The sequence below is a fragment of the Streptomyces sp. NPDC050164 genome (assembly GCF_044459945.1).
Classification (GTDB): Bacteria; Actinomycetota; Actinomycetes; order Streptomycetales; family Streptomycetaceae; genus Streptomyces; species Streptomyces coeruleorubidus_A.
This window is the reverse complement of sequence record NZ_JBITJK010000011.1, coordinates 77,973-94,045: the sequence shown is the minus strand read 5'-3', so window position 1 is coordinate 94,045 and position 16,073 is coordinate 77,973. Positions and strand designations below refer to the sequence as shown.

The window sequence follows — 16,073 nt, the reverse complement described above, 5'->3', positions numbered from 1 at the left end:
ACCGGACTCTTCACCTCCGACCAGCCCCCGCTCACCTGCGGCGATTAGCGTCCTGCGGCGTGTACTCGGCAGAAACCACGCTGGTGGTACCCGGCCCGCGCACCCAGTCGGCGGCGGCCGGACCGCCGTCCCCGGCCCAGTGGCACCGCGTCCTGACCCTGCTCGCCGACATCAGCCTGCTGATCGGTACCCGAGCGGTGTGGGCGACGGCGGCAAGTCACCGGCCGGCCGTGGCCGCGGTGATCTCGGCGTGCTACGCCTCGATCCTGGCGTGCGGGGTGCTGGCCCTGGTCGTCCGCCGGGAACGGTCGCTGGCCCGGGTGGACCTGTGCGTGCTGGTGACGGGCGTGACGCTCACCCTGTGCGCGTGGATCATGCTGCACCACGGCTCCGACGAGGCGCTGCTCACCACCCAGGCGGCACGGGAACTGGCTGCGGGACACCCGGTGTACGGGCAGCCGTGGCCCTGGCTCTTCGGCCACGGCGTGGCTCTCACCCCGACGGTGACCGGGGGCTACGACCTCACCTACGGCTATCCGCCGCTGGCCCCGCTGCTGACCGTGCCGCTGCTGTGGCTGGGCCACGGCGGTGCCCCGGCGACGGCGGTGAGCATCGGCGCCCTGGTCGCCGGCACGGTCGTGCTGTGGCGGAGGCTGCCGGCGCCGTGGCGGTCGGCGGCGACCATGGTGTGCCTGGGCTTCGGGATGCTGCCGTCGTACGGGCGGCTCGGCTACCCGGCGATCGTGGCCCTGGCCCTGCTGGTGCCGGTGGTGGTGCGCTGGCCGGGTACGGGTGCGGGCGGGCGGCTCGGGGCGGCGGGTCTGGCGCGGGCCGCGTGTCTGGGGGCGGCGTGCGCGGCACAGCAACTCCCCTGGTTCCTGGCGCCGTTCCTGCTGGCCGGGATCTACGCCGTGCGCCGCGGCGAGCTGGGCGGCCGGGCCGCGGCGGCGGTGGTGCTGCGGTTCGCCGGGGCCGCGGCGACCGTGTGGCTGCTGATCAACACCTACTTCGTCGTCAGCGAGCCGGGCCCCTGGCTGACGGGGATCGCCCTGCCGCTGACGCAGGGCGCGGTGCTGCACGGGCAGGGCGTGGTGGACATCTCGCTGTACCTGACCAACGGCAGCGACCGGCTCGACTGGTACTCCTGCGCGAGCCTGCTGCTGCTCGCCGGCCTGCTCGTGCTGTTCGTGCTGTTCGTAAGGCGACTGGGTCCGGCCGCGACCGTCCTGCCCTGGTGCGCCTTCTATCTGGCGACCCGCTCGCAGGACGGCTACTACCTGCTGATGACGCCGCTGTGGCTGGCGGCGGCCGTCACCGCTCCCGCGTCGGCGTTCGCCGGGGCGTGGCAGCCCCGGCGGCGGTTGCTGTCCGGGCCGCGGCGCCGCCCGGTCCGGATCGCCCTGACGGTGCTGCTGCTCCTGCCCGCGCTGGGCGGCGCCGCCGTGGCGGCGACGGGTACGCCGCCCCTGCGCATGCGGGTCGTCGCGGCCCGCCACCCCACCCCGGCGACCGTCTCCCGCCTCACCCTCCAGGTCACCAACACCGGCGACACGGCCCTCGCCCCGCACTTCACCCTGACCATGGGCCAGGGCATGGATCCGTACTGGCGGATCGTCCGGGGCCCTCGCACCCTGTCCGCGCACACCACCGCCCGCTATGAACTCCGGCCGCCCAAAGGCCGGTTCACCCTGCCCCGGCCGAGTGTCCGGATCCGTCTGCGCGCGTTCACGGCGTCGCCGCAGACCCTGTCGAGTGCGGATGTGCAGCAGGCGGTGCGCCGGGCGGGCTGACGGCGGCGTCAGCCCGTGGCCCGGGTGAAGCGGAGGGCCGCGGTGACCGTGGTCCGGCCGCGGATCATCCCCAGCTGGTTCCAGCCCATGCCGAACTGGTCCCGGTCCACGCTGAACTCCGTCTCCAGCGTGAGTCCCGTGGTGTCCCCGTCCTTCAGGCGGGCGGTGAGGGACAGCGGCCTGCTGACGCCGCGCACGGTGAGCTGACCGACGATGTGCACCTGGTCGCCGTCGCGGAGCTCGGCGCTGCGGGCCGCGAAGGTGACCTCGGGGTGGTGGTCGGCGTCGAAGAAGTCGGCGGACCTCAGGTGGGTGTCGCGCTTGGCGTTCTTGGTGTCGAGGGAGGCGACCTCGAAGGCCAGGGTGCCGACGGCGGACCCGTCGGGCCGGACCTCACCCGAGCCGCCGATCGCGCCGAAGGTGCCCTTCACGGTGACCAGGCCCCACATGGTCTTGTGCCGGATGCCGACGGTCGAGGCGGTCGCGTCGAGCTGCCACAGTCCGGTTTCCACGGCGACGGTCATGATCCTTCTCCACTCATGTCGTTCAAATTTGGATGACTGCACACTAGCGGCTCGTTCAAAATTGGACAACCTCCTGCTCCAAATTTGGACGACAGGTAGGCTGGGACCCATGGCCGACCACCAGGAGCACCCCGCCGACCTGCCTGAATGTCCGTCCGCCGAGGGCGGCGGGCTGCTGCCGGCCGAGCTGCGCGCCTGGATGCTGCTGCTCGCCGCGACGGGGGCGGTGGAGCAGCGGCTGCGCGCGGTCGTGAAGGAGAAGCTGGACGTCTCGCACGACGAGTTCCTGATCCTTTGCCTGCTCGCGGAGCAGCCCGAGGGCGGCCTGCGCATGACGCGCGTCGCGGAGCTCCTGGGCCGCCCGAAGACCCGCCTGACCTACCAGATCGCCTGCCTCCAGCACACCGGCCTCGTCACCCGCAGGTCGGTGTGCGGTGACAAGCGCGGCGTCGAGGTCACCCTCACCGACAAGGCCCGCCGCCTCCTGACCGAGGCCTCCGGCCCGCTCGCCGAGACGGTGACGCAGTCCCTGGCCCGCTTCATGGGCCCGGACCAGCGTGAGGCGCTGTGCGCGCTGGTGCCGGACCTCGCCGGGGAGTCCCGCACGGAGTGAGCCGGGCGGTTCACCGGGACGGGGCCGGGGGTACCCGGCGGCTGCTCGTCCCGACACCAGCAGGAGGCCTCCATGGGCGCGCTGGCGCGGCACCACCACCCCGATCGGCGTCTGCCGGAAGTTGGACGCGTCCGTCGAGTACGCGGCCCGGCTCCCCCCCGTCGAACCGCACCTCACCGTCGACCCGCTCGCGCAACGCCTCGGCGAGCGCCACCGCGTCGACGGGCGAGCCGCCCACCGGATGCCGTACGACGGGATCGCCCACACCGCGCCTGTGTCGAAGGCGGCCGTCGCCGTGGCCGGGGTGGCGGACCGGGAGGTGCCGCTGGTCCCCGGGCGGACGCTCCAGCAGTGGTTCGGGGGGCACGAGCCCCGCGGCGACGGGCGGCGCGGGACGGTCCTGCTGTGGCCCGACACCTTCACCAACCACTTCCACCCGCACATCGGCCGGGCCGCTGTCGCACTGCTGGAACACGCGGGCTGGCGGGTCGAGCTGCCCACCGAGGCGCTGTGCTGCGGGCTGACCTGGATCTCCACCGGCCAGCTCGGCATCGCCGAACGCGTCCTGACCCGGACCGTGCGCCGGCTCGCCGGGCACGTCCGGGCGGGTGGTCTCGTGGTCGCGCTGGAGCCGAGCTGCACGGCCGTGTTCCGCTCCGGCGCGGCCGAGATGTTCCCCGGCGACCGCGACGTGCGCCGGCTGCACGAGAAGACGGTGACCCTCGCCGAACTGCTCACCGAGCACTCCCCCGGCTACGAGCCCCCGCGGGTGCCCGAGCGGTCCGCGCGGGCCCTGGCGCAGGTGCACTGCCACCAGCACGCGGTGCTCGGCTGGGACGCCGACCGGGAGCTGCTGCGCCGGGCGGGGGTCGACGCGGAGCGGCTGGAGGCGGGCTGCTGCGGGCTGGCCGGGAACTTCGGCTTCGAGCGCGGGCATCTCGACGTCAGCGAGGCGTGCGCGGAGCGCGCGCTGCTGCCGCGGCTGCGCGCCGAGGACGAGGCGACCGTGGTCCTGGCCGACGGTTTCAGCTGCCGTACGCAGATCCACGAGCTCGACAGCGGCGGCCACGAGGGCGTGCACCTGGCGGAGCTGCTGGCCTCGGCCCTGCCCGGTGCTCCGGGCAGGGCGTACGGCGTCGCCCCGGGCGCCCGCCCCGCGCCCCCCGGCCCGGCGGGCCCGGGCTCTCGCGCTGGCCGGTGCCGGGCTGGCCGCCGCCGGTGCCGGCGCCGGTGCCGGGCTGGTCCGCGGGCTGCGACACTGAGCCGCCACGCCCCGAGCGACGGTCTCTACACCGTCGTAGAATCCGGGAACACGGGCGCAGCGACGAACGTTGACCCGGAGACACACCACGCATAAGGAGCCACTTGTTGTCCGCCAGACCGACGGACCCCGCGGGGCACAGTCCCCGACCATTCCGCCACGACATCAGTGATCGCGGCACACGGCGGGATGGTGTTCTATGAGTGCCGCGAACGCTCTCCTGGGCCTGCTCGCCGTGTTCGTGCTGACCGCCGGCACCGGCTACTTCGTCGCCCAGGAGTTCGCCTACGTCTCCGCGGACCGGCTCACCCTCGCGCGCGAGGCCGAGGCCGGGGACAAGAAGGCCGCCCGCGCCCTGCGGGTCCTGGAGCGGCTGTCGTTCATGCTGTCGGGCGCGCAGCTCGGCATCACCGTCACCGGCCTGGTCGTCGGCTTCATCGCCGAGCCGTCGGTGTCCGCGCTGCTCAGGCCCGCCCTGTCCGGGCTCGGCCTGCCCGGCGCGGCCGTGAGCGGCGTCTCCGTGACGCTGGCCTTCGTCCTGGCCACGGTCGTGCAGATGGTGCTGGGCGAGCTGGCCCCGAAGAACCTCGCGATCGCCGTGCCGGAACGGCTGGCGAAGGCGCTGGCCCCGTCGACGCTTGCGTATCTGAAGGTCGTGGGCCCTGTCGTACGCGTCTTCGACAGCGCCGCGAACAAGCTGCTGCGCAAGGCCGGCATCGAGCCGGTCGAGGAGCTGCATCACGGCGCCACGCTGGAGGAGCTGGGCCATCTGATCGGCGAGTCGCACGAGCAGGGCGCCCTGCCCAAGGACACCGCCGCGCTGCTGGACCACGCGCTGGAGTTCTCCGAGCGCACCCTCGACGAGGTGATGGTGCCGCGCGCCGACGCCGTCTTCGTCCGCAAGGACGCCGGCGCCGACGAGGCGGTCGGCCTGATCGCCGAGCACGGCCACTCCAACTACCCCGTGCTCGGCGACCACCCGGACGACATCGTGGGCGTGCTCGGCGTGCGCGAGCTGATGGCGCTGCCCGCCGCCCGCCTCGCCGGCGCCAGCTCCGGTGAGGTGGCCCGGCGGCCGCTGCTGCTGCCGGACACGCTCGCGCTGCCCGACGCGGTGACGCGGATGCGGGAGCAGGACGACGAGTTCGCGGTCGTCCTCGACGAGCACGGCGGCGTGGCGGGCATCGTCACGTACGAGGACATCGCCGAGGAACTGGTCGGCGACATCGCGGACGAGTCCGACAAGGTGACCGTGCTCGCCGTCGCGGACGGCGACGGCTGGCTGGTGGACGCCGGCCGCCGGCTGGACGAGGTGGCCGACGCCACCGGTGTCCGGCTGCCGGAGGACGACGACTACGACACCGTGGCCGGTCTGGTCGTGGACCGGCTCGGCCGCTTCCCGACGGTCGGCGACCGGGTCACGGTCGAGCTGCCCGAAGGCGGCCGCGCCGTGATCGACGTCCGCACGCTGGACCGGCATGTGGCCGACCGCGTCCGGATCAGTCCGTTCGTGGACGCCGAGGAAGCCGAGGAGATGGCGTGAGTTTCCCGATGGCGGTCTTCGTGACCGTGCTGCTGCTGATCGGCAGCGGCTTCTTCGTGGCGGCCGAGTTCGCGCTGGTCGCCGCCAAACGGCACCGCATGGAGAAGGCGGCGGCCGAGGGGCGGCGCGGAGCCGGGGCGGCGCTGGCCGGTATGCGCGAGCTGTCGCTGATGCTGGCCGGTGCCCAGCTGGGCATCACCGTGTGCACGCTGGGCCTGGGCTCGGTGTCGAAGCCGGCGATCTCGCACGAACTCGACCCGCTGCTGCACAAGCTGGGCCTGCCCGGTGCCGTGAGCTACGGCGTGGCGTTCGCCGTGGCGATGGCCGTGGTGGTGTTCCTGCACATGGTGGTCGGCGAGATGGCCCCCAAGTCGTGGGCGATCGCACACCCCGAGCGATCGGCGATGCTGCTCTCCCCGCCGTTCCGGGCCGTGGTGCGAACCGTACGGCCGCTGATCCGGCTGCTCAACGCGGTGAGCAACGCGCTGGTACGGCTGTGCCGGGTGGCCCCGCGCGACCAGCTGGCCTCGGTGCACAACCGGGAGCAGCTGACGCACCTGGTGGCCGAGTCCGAGCGGCTGGGCCTGATCAGCGCGACCGACTCGGAGCTGCTGACCCGCTCGCTGACCGAGCCGGAGACGCCGGTCGCGGCGCTGCGGATCCCGGCCGCGGAGCTCACCTGGGTCGAGGGCGGCACGGACGTCGAGGCGCTGCTGCGGCTGGCCACCGGCCTCGACCGCACGCGGCTGCTCGTCCGGGAGAACGGCACCGTCCTCGGCTCGGTCCACGCCCGTGACGCCCTGGTCGCCCGGGCCCGGGGGCGTGCCACGACCGCCCGTGAACTGGCCCGTCCGGTGCCCGAGCTGACGGAGGCCACCACGGTCGCCGACGCGATCGAGGTGCTGCGCCGCCGCCGGTCCTCCCTGGCCGTGGTCCGTGACACCGCCGGCCGGCTCACCGGCCTGGTCACCCTGGACGACCTGCTGGCCCGGCTGATGCAGCCGTCCGCGGCGGCCTGACGGAGCGGAATCCGAACCTCCAGCCAATCTGCACACCGTTCGCCAGTACTCCATGGGACGGCACGCCGGGCGCCAAGTCCGCGGCACGCCATGGGAACTTGGCGTCGAAGTGCCCGCTTCGGGAATCGGGGCGCAATACACGTGGGCGTGGCAGGGCGACAGAGTGTGTGAAGGAATGGGCGTATTTCGTGTGCCCGTGGTCATGGCAGTGAAGGAGGTCGCCGAAAGACGCGATGGTGAGCCGGGATGCGGCTGGAACTTTTCTGCCACGGAGTGCTTTGATCCTGGTCACGGCGGAGCCGTCGGTGCGGAATCTCGGTTCCGGATCCGGCGACCCCCCACGCGCGCCGCCATTGCGAGACATTCACGCGAAGGGAAACACCTCCAATGAACCTCACCCCTCAGGTCGACAGCGCCGAGCTCTCCGACGCCGACCTGGACAACGTCTCCGGCGGCATGGCGGGCGGCGCCTCCCTGGACCTCGCGGGCAGCCTCACCAGCGGCCTGATCGAGCCCCTCACCGCAGGTGCCTGCGCCGAGCTCCACGGGGCCCTGTCGCCGGAGGGCGCTGCGGCCGGCGGCAGCGGGGGCATTCACACGACGTCGCTCTGACGACATCCGCGCAAGGGCCCCGGGACGCGATTCCCGGGGCCCTTCGCCGTGCCCAGGACTTTCCTCACGGTCGCAAAGTTGGGGAATTCGCGAAGCTCGTGACGGAATTCTGGACATGACCGGGGTGGGTAACACCGCGGCAGGGCATGACGCAGACTTACACAGGCCCCTCAGAACCGGCTGTAAAGCGATAGGACAATCCCTGTGAAACCCGACTCGACCCGGAACGAAGAACTGCCGATCTACGAGAGCCTCATACGCGAACGCGGTGACGTCGTCGAAGAGGCTCGCGTGGTCGCCGAAGAGACGCAGCACCAGATGACGCAGGCCCTGAACGGGCACGCACCGGTGCAGCAGGAAGCCGGCGCCCAGCAGTAGGCATCACCCACGGGCATCGCCCGGCTGCGGGACCGCGTTCGCCCTGCCGAAGGCCCACGCCATCCCCGGTTCCGTCACGCAGCGGAAGACACGCCGCACGGGCGACGTGCACAGCGCCGTGACGACCACGGCCGCGACCAGGGCGGCGGCGACCGCGCCGACGGGCCGGTGGACCCAGGCCGGCTCGTACCAGCCCCAGTGCTTGGCGGCCTGCGCGACGAAACCGTGCAGCAGATAGCCGTACAGCGTGCCCGCGCCCAGCGCGGTGAACCACGTCCGGCGCCCGGGCACCCAGGCGAGGAAACAGGCGACCAGGACGGCCGAGCAGCCGAAGGCGGCCAGCGTCATCACGGGCCCGTACCAGAACGGGGCGGCCAGTTCCCGGGCGCTGGCGGCGTGGAAGAACCACGCGTAGTTCATCCGCGGCACCGCCCAGTACGCCACGCCCAGCGCAAGGACGGCCACCGGCACGGCGAGGATCCGCACCGTGCGCCGGCGCACCAGCCGGAAGTGCTCCGGCCGCAGCAGCAGGCCGAACACGAAGTACGGCAGGAACTGGAGGGTGCGCTGGAGGTCGAGGTCGTGGCCGATGGACGGCGAGAGCGTCGCCAGCATCGCGACGACGAGGGCCGTCGGCAGGGGCCGGCGCACATGCCGCCAGAGGGGCGTCGTCAGCCGCCAGACGAACAGCGCCGCCAGGAACCAGGTCAGATACAGGGGGTCCAGCAGGCTGACCGGGCGGTCGGGGTCCTGGCTGGTCCACCGGGTGAACAGGGTGTACGCCGTCTCGAACACCACGTAGGGCACGGCGACACCGGTGACCAGGCGTTTGAGGCGGCCCGGGCTCCCGTCGAAGGTGCGCGAGAAGTAGCCGGAGACGATGATGAACGCCGGCATGTGGAACGCGTAGACGAACATGTAGAGGGCCGTGACGGCCCTGCTGCCCGGCCGCAGCGGCTCCCAGGCGTGTCCCACGGCCACCAGCACGATCGCCAGGTACTTGGCGTTGTCGAAGAACGCGTCCCGCTGCCGCACCGGCCGGACCGCCGCGCCCTGCTCCCTTCCCCGGGACGCCCGGTCCTCCTCGGCGGCCGGGCTGAGCGTCGTCACCGTGTCACTCACGGGGCCCTCCCGAAGCAACGCGAAGCGGCTGTGCCTCGTCCTACTCGGGGTAAGGGGGTGGGGTCTGCGCAGAACATCGCCCGCACCCTAATCACAGGGCCGTGCCCCGGTTCAACTCGTAACGGAGGTGACTCGCTTCGGTTCATGCCCGGGTATACGTGTCCGGACGGGCGATCGTCTCCGTGAGGGAGACGGTGAAGGGATGCCGCGGCTCGGTCAGGAACGGTCCACGCCTCGTCCGTCGCCGCCAGAGACCCCCTAGGGTCTGTCGTTTGGATCAGGTCGCAGGGAAGCGACTGTTCTGCTCGGTGCCGGCGAGCGGGGTCTGGTGCGTGCCTCTGCAAGGCGGAGGAGGGCGTCGACGCGATGGGGGTCCCCCCTTGCTCGAGCGAAGTCGAGAGCTTGGGGGAGTCGGCAACCGACGACAACGCCGCAGAGGTGCGTGCCAGACCCCGCGTCTGCGGCATGATCCAAACGACAGGCCCTAGGTCTCCTTCCACACCAGCACGGTCAGCACCGCGCTCGCGACGGTGACCGGGGCGGCGGCCTGGTTCAGCAGCCGCACCCGCATGCTCCGGCCCGACGGGAGCCGCTTCGTCAGGGGCACGACCGCGAATGTGCCGCCCCCGGTGCCGACGATCTCGTGGATCGGGTGGTCCGCGCGGTGCTGGTCGCCCTGGTACTCCGACATGCGCGCCTGGACGACCGCACCCGTCGGCAGCCCGTCTATGTGGAGGCTGACGCTCCCGCTGAACCGGGCCGGGCCACGGGCGAAGACGCTCCCGCCGGTGGCGTGGTCGCCGGTCTCGTCGGCCCACTCCGTGGCGAACTCGATCGAGTCCCAGGCTCCGGGCGCGAGCCGATATCCCCCGGATACACCGAGGTTGACGTACTGGGGCATGGGGTCCTCTCCTTCCCACAGGCCCGCCGGGAGGGCCAGGGCCTCGGCGACGTCACGGCGGAAGTCGGCCATGTCGAATCCGCGCGGGTCGACCTTCCAGTCGCTCCATTCCAGGTGCCCGATCGCGCTCTTGGGGCCCCAGCCGTGCGCGCGGCAGATCGCGGCGGTGGCCTTGACGATGGCGATGTACTGGACACTCGGCCACGGGTCCTTGCCGTCGCCCTTGTTCTCGCACTCCCAGCCGTAGAAACGGGCGTTGCCGTCGACCGCGCCCGCCGAGCCGTCGTGCTCGTGCGTCGCGGGCGGGTAGGTGCCGTACGACTCGCCGATGACGGCATCGAGCACGTCACCGTCGCCGCCACCGGCGTGGTTGGCCCGGCCGTTGCCGGTCAGGTGGACGACGCCGTCCTTGGTGATGCATCCGGTGGCGAGCGGACCGGGCAGGGCGCTGTGGCCGTGGTAGATCAGCTCGACGACGTCCGTGCCGGGCCCGGTGACGGTGTGATGGATCATCACCCCGTGCACGGGACCCCACGGACCCTTGTGGTTACGGTTGTTGGTGCGCCATCCGCCGACCTCGTGAACGGCGCAGCCCTCGGCCTTCAGCGCGGCGACGAGCCGGGCGGCGGTGAGCGGGGTGGCCATGAGTCAGTCCTCCGTTCCGGCGCGTTCGGGCCGGTCTGAAGAGGGTGCGGTCTGAAGAGGGTGCGGTCTGAAGACGGTGCGGTCTGAAGACGGTGCGATCGCGTCTGCGGAGCGTGCCCGGCCGGGGAGCGGGTCTGTCTGCGGTACGCGTCCGGCGGATCGTTTCTTCGTAGCTGCCGCGCGGACGTCGCCAGGCCCTCACCATTCTCGCGCCGCTCGCGTCGTCGCTCACCTCGCCGTACACCACGTGCGCAAATTCGGCGGGATTACGACCCTGCGGCACCAGGGAGGGCAGGGGGCGCTGTCAGTGGCCCGGCGTAGGGTCCGCTGCCATGAGCATCCCCGCCGTCGAGGAGTCCTGGGCCCGCATCGACGCCTGGCTGGCCCGGCACGCTCCCCTCACCCACGCCACCCTGCGCCCACCCGCACCGCAGGCCGGCATCGAGGACGCCGAGCGCACGCTCGGTGTGACGTTCCACCCCGACCTGGTGGCCTCGCTGCGGCGCCACGACGGGGTGGAACTCGACGACAGCGCAGCTCAACTGTCGTACTACGGGCCGCTGTGCGGTGTCGCGGACATCGTGCGGAACACGGACTTCCTCAGAGGCATGGCAGAGGATGCCGAACACGGTGAGGACGCGCTGCCCATCACCCTGGGCATCGGCCGGCGGCCCTCGGACGGCCTGTTCATCGCCTGCCGCCCCGGGCCCCGCTACGGACAGGTCGGCCGCCGCTTCGACGAGGACATGCCCTCCTTCGCGCACTGGCCCTCGCTGCGTCATGTCCTGGCCGGTCTCGCGGACGCCCTGGAGGGCGGCCTCCCCTTCCTCGACCGCATCCCCCTGGCGGTGGCCGGAAAGCTGCTGTGGGAGGAGGAGCGGACCGTGCCCACCGACGCGGTCTCCCCGCTGGCGCAAGCCGCGGCACTCGCCGAGCCGGAGTCGGACCCGCCGGCCCTTCAGCGGCCGGTCTTCACGAACTTCGCCGGGAGCGCCCCGCCGCCACCCCGGCAGGAAGGGACGCAGCGACTCTTCTTCGTCCGCACCTACGGCCCGCGTCCCGCACCGCTCCCGGACCAGCCGGACGTCGCCTTCGCCGCCGGCCTGACCCCGGCCGAGATGCTGCGCAGGCTCGGCGCGATCCCCGCCACCGTACGGCCGCGCGACCGCCGGCAGGCCCAGCGGGCGGCGGAGTCCGCGTGGGCCGCGCACCGGCCCCTGGTCCGTGCGGGCGAGGTCGACGGATGGGCGTACGCCACGCTGGAGGGCGGCGCCGCGCAGTTCGCCCGGCAGGAGGTGCTGCGCGCGCTGTCCGCCGGCACGCGCGTGGCGGTCCTGACCAGACACGGCCCGGAGGTCGTCCTCACCTTCGCCGAGGACGGCGTGCCGTGTCCGCAGGAGGACACCCGGCGCGTCATGTCACCGCGCAAGAGCAACACCGCCGGCGGACCAGAGGCGCGGCGCCTCGGCGTGGACCTCTGGCCCGGCTCGACCGCCGCGTACACCCGCTTCCTGGCCGTACTGCGACAGGACTTCGGCATCGCCTACGACCCGGACGAGGAGGGCCCGGAGGAGCTGACCAGTGCCCTGCTGCTGCCGCTCCTGGACGACCTCCCCGCCTCGGAGTGCGCATTCCCGGCACAGATAGGGAACTTGGACCTGGCCGGGCTCGTGGAGCGCACGCCGCCGCAGCGCCTGCGCGCCGCCGTCGGGGCCCAACTGTCGCGCCTGGCATCGCAAACGCGCCTCGACATCTACCCGGAGGTGGCCGAGGCCCTCGACCGGATCCACCGCGGCCTGCCCGTCGACTGTGACCAGGACGGCCCCCTGGGCCTGCGGATGCGCACCCTGGCCGCGGAGGTCCATGCGACCAGGGAGCTGCTGCAGCACGGCGACACCGGCCCCGTGTCCCACGAGGACCTCACCGCGTGGGTCGCACGCGACGACGCCGCCCACGCACTGCGCGAGTTCCTACGGCTCCCCCTCCCGGTCGCCGCGGCGACGATCCTCCAGCAGCGGGTCTCCCTCCACTGGCACGACGAACTCGCCGCCGGCCTCGACAGCGCGTGACGCCTGGGCCGCGTGCTCAGAGGTCACGTGCTCGGGCGTGCAGGTGACCTTCGAGGGGGAACGCGGGTGGCGCCGCGGGCCGGAGGGCAGACAGTTCGAATCCGCACTTCTGCGCGACGCGGCACGAGGCACGACGCCGAAGGCCAGGTCGGCCATCGCGAACTCCTGGAGTGAGGTCCGGAGAAGAACGGACGCCTCGACGAAACCTCCCCCATGGCCGAATCCCCCCTGACGGCACCCATACAGAGCCGCCGCCACTGCCGGGGGCAAAGGCACCTTTCCCGCACGGCTCCCGGGCACCGCCGGGCATCATGCGGAGATGCCTGATCACACAGCCCGGCCGCTTGCCGCCGACGACCGCGGCAATGCCCTGACCGCCTTCATCCGCCGGGCGGAGGAGCAGCCGCCCGGTGACGCGCCGCTGCCGCTCGCCCTGGTGGCCCTCTGGAACGGCGACCGTGTCCTCATGGTGTTCGACCGCTTCCGGCAGGGCTGGGAGCTGCCCGGCGGACTGATCGAGCCGGGCGAGTCTCCGCGCCAGGGGGCCACTCGTGAGCTGCTGGAGGAATCAGGGCAGACGCCCGGAGAGCCGCTCCGGTTCGTCGGGTACCCGCGCTTCACGCTCGCGCCGGACCAACGCGTCGAATACGGCGCGCTGTTCTCCGGGCGGTGCGCCGAGGCCGTGGCGTTCCAGCCGAACGAGGAGATCGAGGCCATCTGTTGGTGGGACCTGCGCGAGGCCCTGCCGGGGCGCGTGCACCCCTTGGACGCCCACCTCGCCCGGCTCACACGCTTCCCCCTGTAACGCTTCTCCCGCCCGGGCCCAAGAACAAGTGAACTGCCCTATACGGGACTCCGGTGCACCTCCGAGGAGGACCGGGGAGCCTTTGACGAGAAGGAGTCGTTTGTGGATGGCGCGGAACGGTTACGGAGTGGGCCCGCCGCGGCGGTACGTGACCCGCGGCTCTTCGAGGAGTTCTACCGGCGCCACGTGGACGCGGTCATGCGTTTCGTGGCCCGGCGCGTCGACGATCCGCACACCGCTGCCGACCTGACGGCGGAGATCTTCCTCGCCGTCCTCGACTCGGCCCACTCCTACCGGCCCCGCCTCGGCAGCGAGACGGCGTGGCTGTACGGCATCGCCCGCAACGTCGTGTCGTCGGAGCGCCGCCGGATGGCCCGCGAGGCGGAACGCGATCTGCGTTTCTCCGGGCGGCGGTTGCTGGAGGCCGACGACATCGCCCGTATCGAGGACAGACTCGACGCGGAGAGCCCGGGACGGCGCGCACTGGCCGCGCTGGCGAGCCTTCCCGAGGGCGAGCAGGCCGTCATGGAGTTGATCGCGGTCGACCAGCTCACGGTCACGGAGGCGGCGGCCGCACTGGGCATCCGCCAGGTCACGGCCCGGGTCCGGCTGCACCGGGCGCGCAAGGCGCTGCGGGACAAGGCGGACGTCAAGGCACCGGAGACCGAACCCGCGGCACGACAGGAAAAGCCCACGAGTCCCACGGGAGCGGGGGCCCCGGACCCGTCGCTGTTCCACGTCGCAAGGGGAGGTGCCCGGGCATGAGGGTGACATTCGAGGACCGTCTTCTCGACGAGCTGAAGAGGGAGATCCGGTTGCGTGAGAGCGCCGAGACCGGGTCGGGTGGCGTCAGGACGGGCCGGCGCGAGGCGAAGAACTCCCTCGGCCGTTTCCTCGCTCCGCTCGCTACTCTCGCTTCTCTCCGTCCTCTTGCTCCTCGACGGATCGCGGTCGTCGCGGCGGCCTGTGCTGCCGCCTGGCTCGCCGCGGTGGTCGTGCCCGGTGCGACGGCGCACTCGAAGGCGTACGCGGTGGAGCCGGTGGGAGACGGCAGCGTCAGGCTCACCGTGAAGGACCAGAGCATCGGTGTCCCCGCCCAGCGCGCTCTCGCCGAGAACGTGCGCCCGTGGGGCATCGAGGTGACCATTGACCTGCTCCCTTCCGGCTACGTCTGTGAGCGCAGCAAGGTCTCCCCGGTGACCGACATACACGGCCGCCCCCTGATCATCGACGGCCGTCCGTTGATCCCCGCGAAGGCCGGCTGGGACGTCACCCTGCGCCGGGGCAACGTGCTGGCCTTCGAGAACACCCGGGGCGACTCCCGGCCCCGCGCGGTCGAGTTCTACGCGACCAAGCGCGAGGCCGAACCCTGCGTTCCGATGAAGGTCTCCCTGTCTGACGTCCGAAGCGGTCGGCGTCGGTGACGTCACGATTACCCGGTCCCGCCGTGCCGGACGGTCCGTCGCGGCTGGGCTGGCTGGACGCGTTGCGCGGCATCGCGGCACTCCTCGTGGTGTTCGACCACTCGTCGTACACCTTCATGCCGGAATTCCGGCGGGAGCTGATGCCGGAGTTCAACACCAGCCGCTACGGCATCATGGTGTTCTTCCTGGTGAGCGGCTATATCGTGCCCGCGTCACTGGAGCGCCGGGGGTGCGTCCGGGCGTTCTGGATCGGACGGCTTTCCCGTGTGTACCCCCTGTGGGCGGCTGTCGTCGCGGCGGCCCTCGTCGCCGGCGTCCTGGGCATCGCGGAGATGCCCGACTTCGGCCGGCAGGGCGCCGTCACGGTGGCTGTCGCCCACGTCACCATGCTCCAGGAGTTGCTGGGGACACCCAATCTCCTGCTCGTCCTGTGGACTCTCTCGTACGAGATGGCCTTCTACCTGCTGGTCGTCGCTCTTTTCACGGTCCGCCTTCACCAGCGGTCTGCGACGGTCGCCGTCACCCTGGCCGTGGCCGCCGCCGTGAGCGTGGCGGCAGGGGTGGTGCTGCCGGTCTCCGCCCTGTCGGACATGGTCGGCACCGGCCCGCTGGTCGCCGTCACCTCGATCGCCATGGCGGTCGCCATCTGCTGTGCGAGTGCCACGTCACCCGCGCTGCGGGTGTCCGGGGGCGTGTTGGGCGGTGTGGCGGCACTCGTCCTGATCCCCTTCAACGGCACGGTCCCCCTCTGGGAGGGCCTGGTGATCCTGGCCGTGATGTTCCTCGGCACCGCCGTCCACCGGGCCGAGCACGGTCGGAGCACCTGGCGACGCACGGCCTGCGCAGGTGCCGTCGTGGCCGCCTGCGCCATGGGCAGCGCGTACTGGCACGGTGACGTCTCCCACTTCACGCGACGCGGCTGGATCACGGCGTTCCTGCTGGCCGTACTCACCTTCGGAGCCGGACTGGCGTGCCGCCGCCGGCGGATCCCGCACCAGCTCACCGGGCTGGGAACGCTCAGCTACTCGGTCTACCTGCTGCATCCGCTCCTGCTGGCCGTGTTCGACCACACGATCGGCCGGCGGCGGCAGGACCATCCCTTGCTCGAAGCGGCCTTCTTCGCCGTCCTGCTGCCCCTGTGTCTGCTGACCCACCGTTACATCGAAGCGCCGAGCCAGGCCTGGGGCCGAAAGCTCGCACACCGTCCCGGCATGAACGGAACACCACTCGTTCGCGTGGATCGCTCGGCCGTTCAGACCAGCGAAGCCCGACGTCAGAGGTCCGTGCCGCATCAGCGGGACTAGCTTCCGCCGAGTTGGACACGCACTGCCGATCGGGGAGCTCATGGCGACACATACCGAACCGGT

15 protein-coding genes and 1 pseudogene are annotated in these 16,073 nt (G+C 72.1%); 12 read left to right on the top strand and 4 right to left on the bottom strand.

Features of this window, described 5'->3' with window-relative positions:
- The first annotated feature begins 83 nt into the window (after positions 1-83).
- Positions 84-1,790: a hypothetical protein gene (locus ACIBNA_RS17825; protein ID WP_399166204.1), complete on the top strand. Its 1,707-nt coding sequence runs from the start codon at positions 84-86 to the stop codon at positions 1,788-1,790.
- Positions 1,791-1,798: 8 nt separating this feature from the next.
- Here ACIBNA_RS17825 and ACIBNA_RS17820 read toward each other — a convergent pair whose 3' ends face one another.
- Positions 1,799-2,314 (bottom strand): YceI family protein, encoded by a 516-nt coding sequence (locus ACIBNA_RS17820; RefSeq protein ID WP_399166131.1) that lies wholly within the window; start codon positions 2,312-2,314, stop codon positions 1,799-1,801.
- 109 nt (positions 2,315-2,423) lie between these two features.
- Here ACIBNA_RS17820 and ACIBNA_RS17815 point away from each other — a divergent pair, with 109 nt between their 5' ends.
- Positions 2,424-2,927, top strand: a complete 504-nt coding sequence (locus tag ACIBNA_RS17815; RefSeq protein WP_399166130.1) for a MarR family winged helix-turn-helix transcriptional regulator — start codon at positions 2,424-2,426, stop codon at positions 2,925-2,927.
- 84 nt (positions 2,928-3,011) lie between these two features.
- On the opposite strand, the pseudogene ACIBNA_RS17810 reads toward ACIBNA_RS17815, so the two are convergent.
- Positions 3,012-3,192, bottom strand: a pseudogene (locus tag ACIBNA_RS17810) (hypothetical protein); the annotation flags it as partial.
- Here ACIBNA_RS17810 and ACIBNA_RS17805 point away from each other — a divergent pair.
- From ACIBNA_RS17805 to ACIBNA_RS17785, 5 genes are all read left to right on the top strand, one after another.
- A complete protein-coding gene (locus ACIBNA_RS17805) occupies positions 3,169-4,284 on the top strand; it encodes a (Fe-S)-binding protein (protein WP_399166203.1) in 1,116 nt (371 codons plus the stop codon). The pseudogene ACIBNA_RS17810 and the gene ACIBNA_RS17805 sit on opposite strands and share 24 nt — an antisense overlap.
- 103 nt (positions 4,285-4,387) lie before the next feature.
- Complete coding sequence (locus ACIBNA_RS17800; protein WP_399166129.1) at positions 4,388-5,731, top strand: hemolysin family protein; 1,344 nt, start codon at positions 4,388-4,390, stop codon at positions 5,729-5,731.
- Entirely contained in the window at positions 5,728-6,750 is a 1,023-nt protein-coding gene (locus ACIBNA_RS17795; protein WP_399166128.1) for a hemolysin family protein, read from the top strand. Before ACIBNA_RS17800 ends, ACIBNA_RS17795 begins: the two co-directional genes overlap by 4 nt.
- 387 nt (positions 6,751-7,137) lie before the next feature.
- A complete protein-coding gene (locus tag ACIBNA_RS17790; protein WP_399166127.1) occupies positions 7,138-7,362 on the top strand; it encodes a hypothetical protein in 225 nt (74 codons plus the stop codon).
- Positions 7,363-7,566: 204 nt separating this feature from the next.
- Positions 7,567-7,740, top strand: a complete 174-nt coding sequence (locus ACIBNA_RS17785; protein ID WP_274820356.1) for a hypothetical protein — start codon at positions 7,567-7,569, stop codon at positions 7,738-7,740.
- Between the two features lie 3 nt (positions 7,741-7,743).
- Here ACIBNA_RS17785 and ACIBNA_RS17780 read toward each other — a convergent pair whose 3' ends face one another.
- Both ACIBNA_RS17780 and ACIBNA_RS17775 read right to left on the bottom strand, forming a co-directional pair.
- Positions 7,744-8,862 carry an acyltransferase family protein gene (locus tag ACIBNA_RS17780; RefSeq protein ID WP_399166126.1) on the bottom strand — a complete coding sequence of 373 codons (1,119 nt, stop codon included), beginning with the start codon at positions 8,860-8,862 and terminating at the stop codon, positions 7,744-7,746.
- A 484-nt stretch (positions 8,863-9,346) separates the two neighbouring features.
- A complete protein-coding gene (locus ACIBNA_RS17775) occupies positions 9,347-10,408 on the bottom strand; it encodes an N-acetylmuramoyl-L-alanine amidase (protein WP_399166125.1) in 1,062 nt (353 codons plus the stop codon).
- Between the two features lie 332 nt (positions 10,409-10,740).
- On the opposite strand from ACIBNA_RS17775, the gene ACIBNA_RS17770 reads away from it, so the two are divergent.
- The 5 genes from ACIBNA_RS17770 to ACIBNA_RS17750 all read left to right on the top strand — a co-directional run bounded on the left by ACIBNA_RS17770 (position 10,741) and on the right by ACIBNA_RS17750 (position 16,010).
- Positions 10,741-12,477, top strand: a complete 1,737-nt coding sequence (locus ACIBNA_RS17770; protein WP_399166124.1) for a hypothetical protein — start codon at positions 10,741-10,743, stop codon at positions 12,475-12,477.
- Between the two features lie 319 nt (positions 12,478-12,796).
- The gene (locus tag ACIBNA_RS17765; RefSeq protein WP_399166123.1) at positions 12,797-13,282 is read left to right on the top strand and encodes an NUDIX hydrolase; all 486 of its coding nucleotides are present in this window, start codon (positions 12,797-12,799) and stop codon (positions 13,280-13,282) included.
- A 102-nt stretch (positions 13,283-13,384) separates the two neighbouring features.
- Positions 13,385-14,047, top strand: a complete 663-nt coding sequence (locus tag ACIBNA_RS17760) for an RNA polymerase sigma factor (RefSeq protein WP_399166122.1) — start codon at positions 13,385-13,387, stop codon at positions 14,045-14,047.
- The gene (locus ACIBNA_RS17755) at positions 14,044-14,706 is read left to right on the top strand and encodes a hypothetical protein (protein WP_399166121.1); all 663 of its coding nucleotides are present in this window, start codon (positions 14,044-14,046) and stop codon (positions 14,704-14,706) included. The genes ACIBNA_RS17760 and ACIBNA_RS17755 overlap by 4 nt, the downstream gene beginning before the upstream one ends.
- A gap of 23 nt (positions 14,707-14,729) precedes the next feature.
- Entirely contained in the window at positions 14,730-16,010 is a 1,281-nt protein-coding gene (locus ACIBNA_RS17750) for an acyltransferase family protein (protein ID WP_399166120.1), read from the top strand.
- Positions 16,011-16,073: the final 63 nt, after the last annotated feature.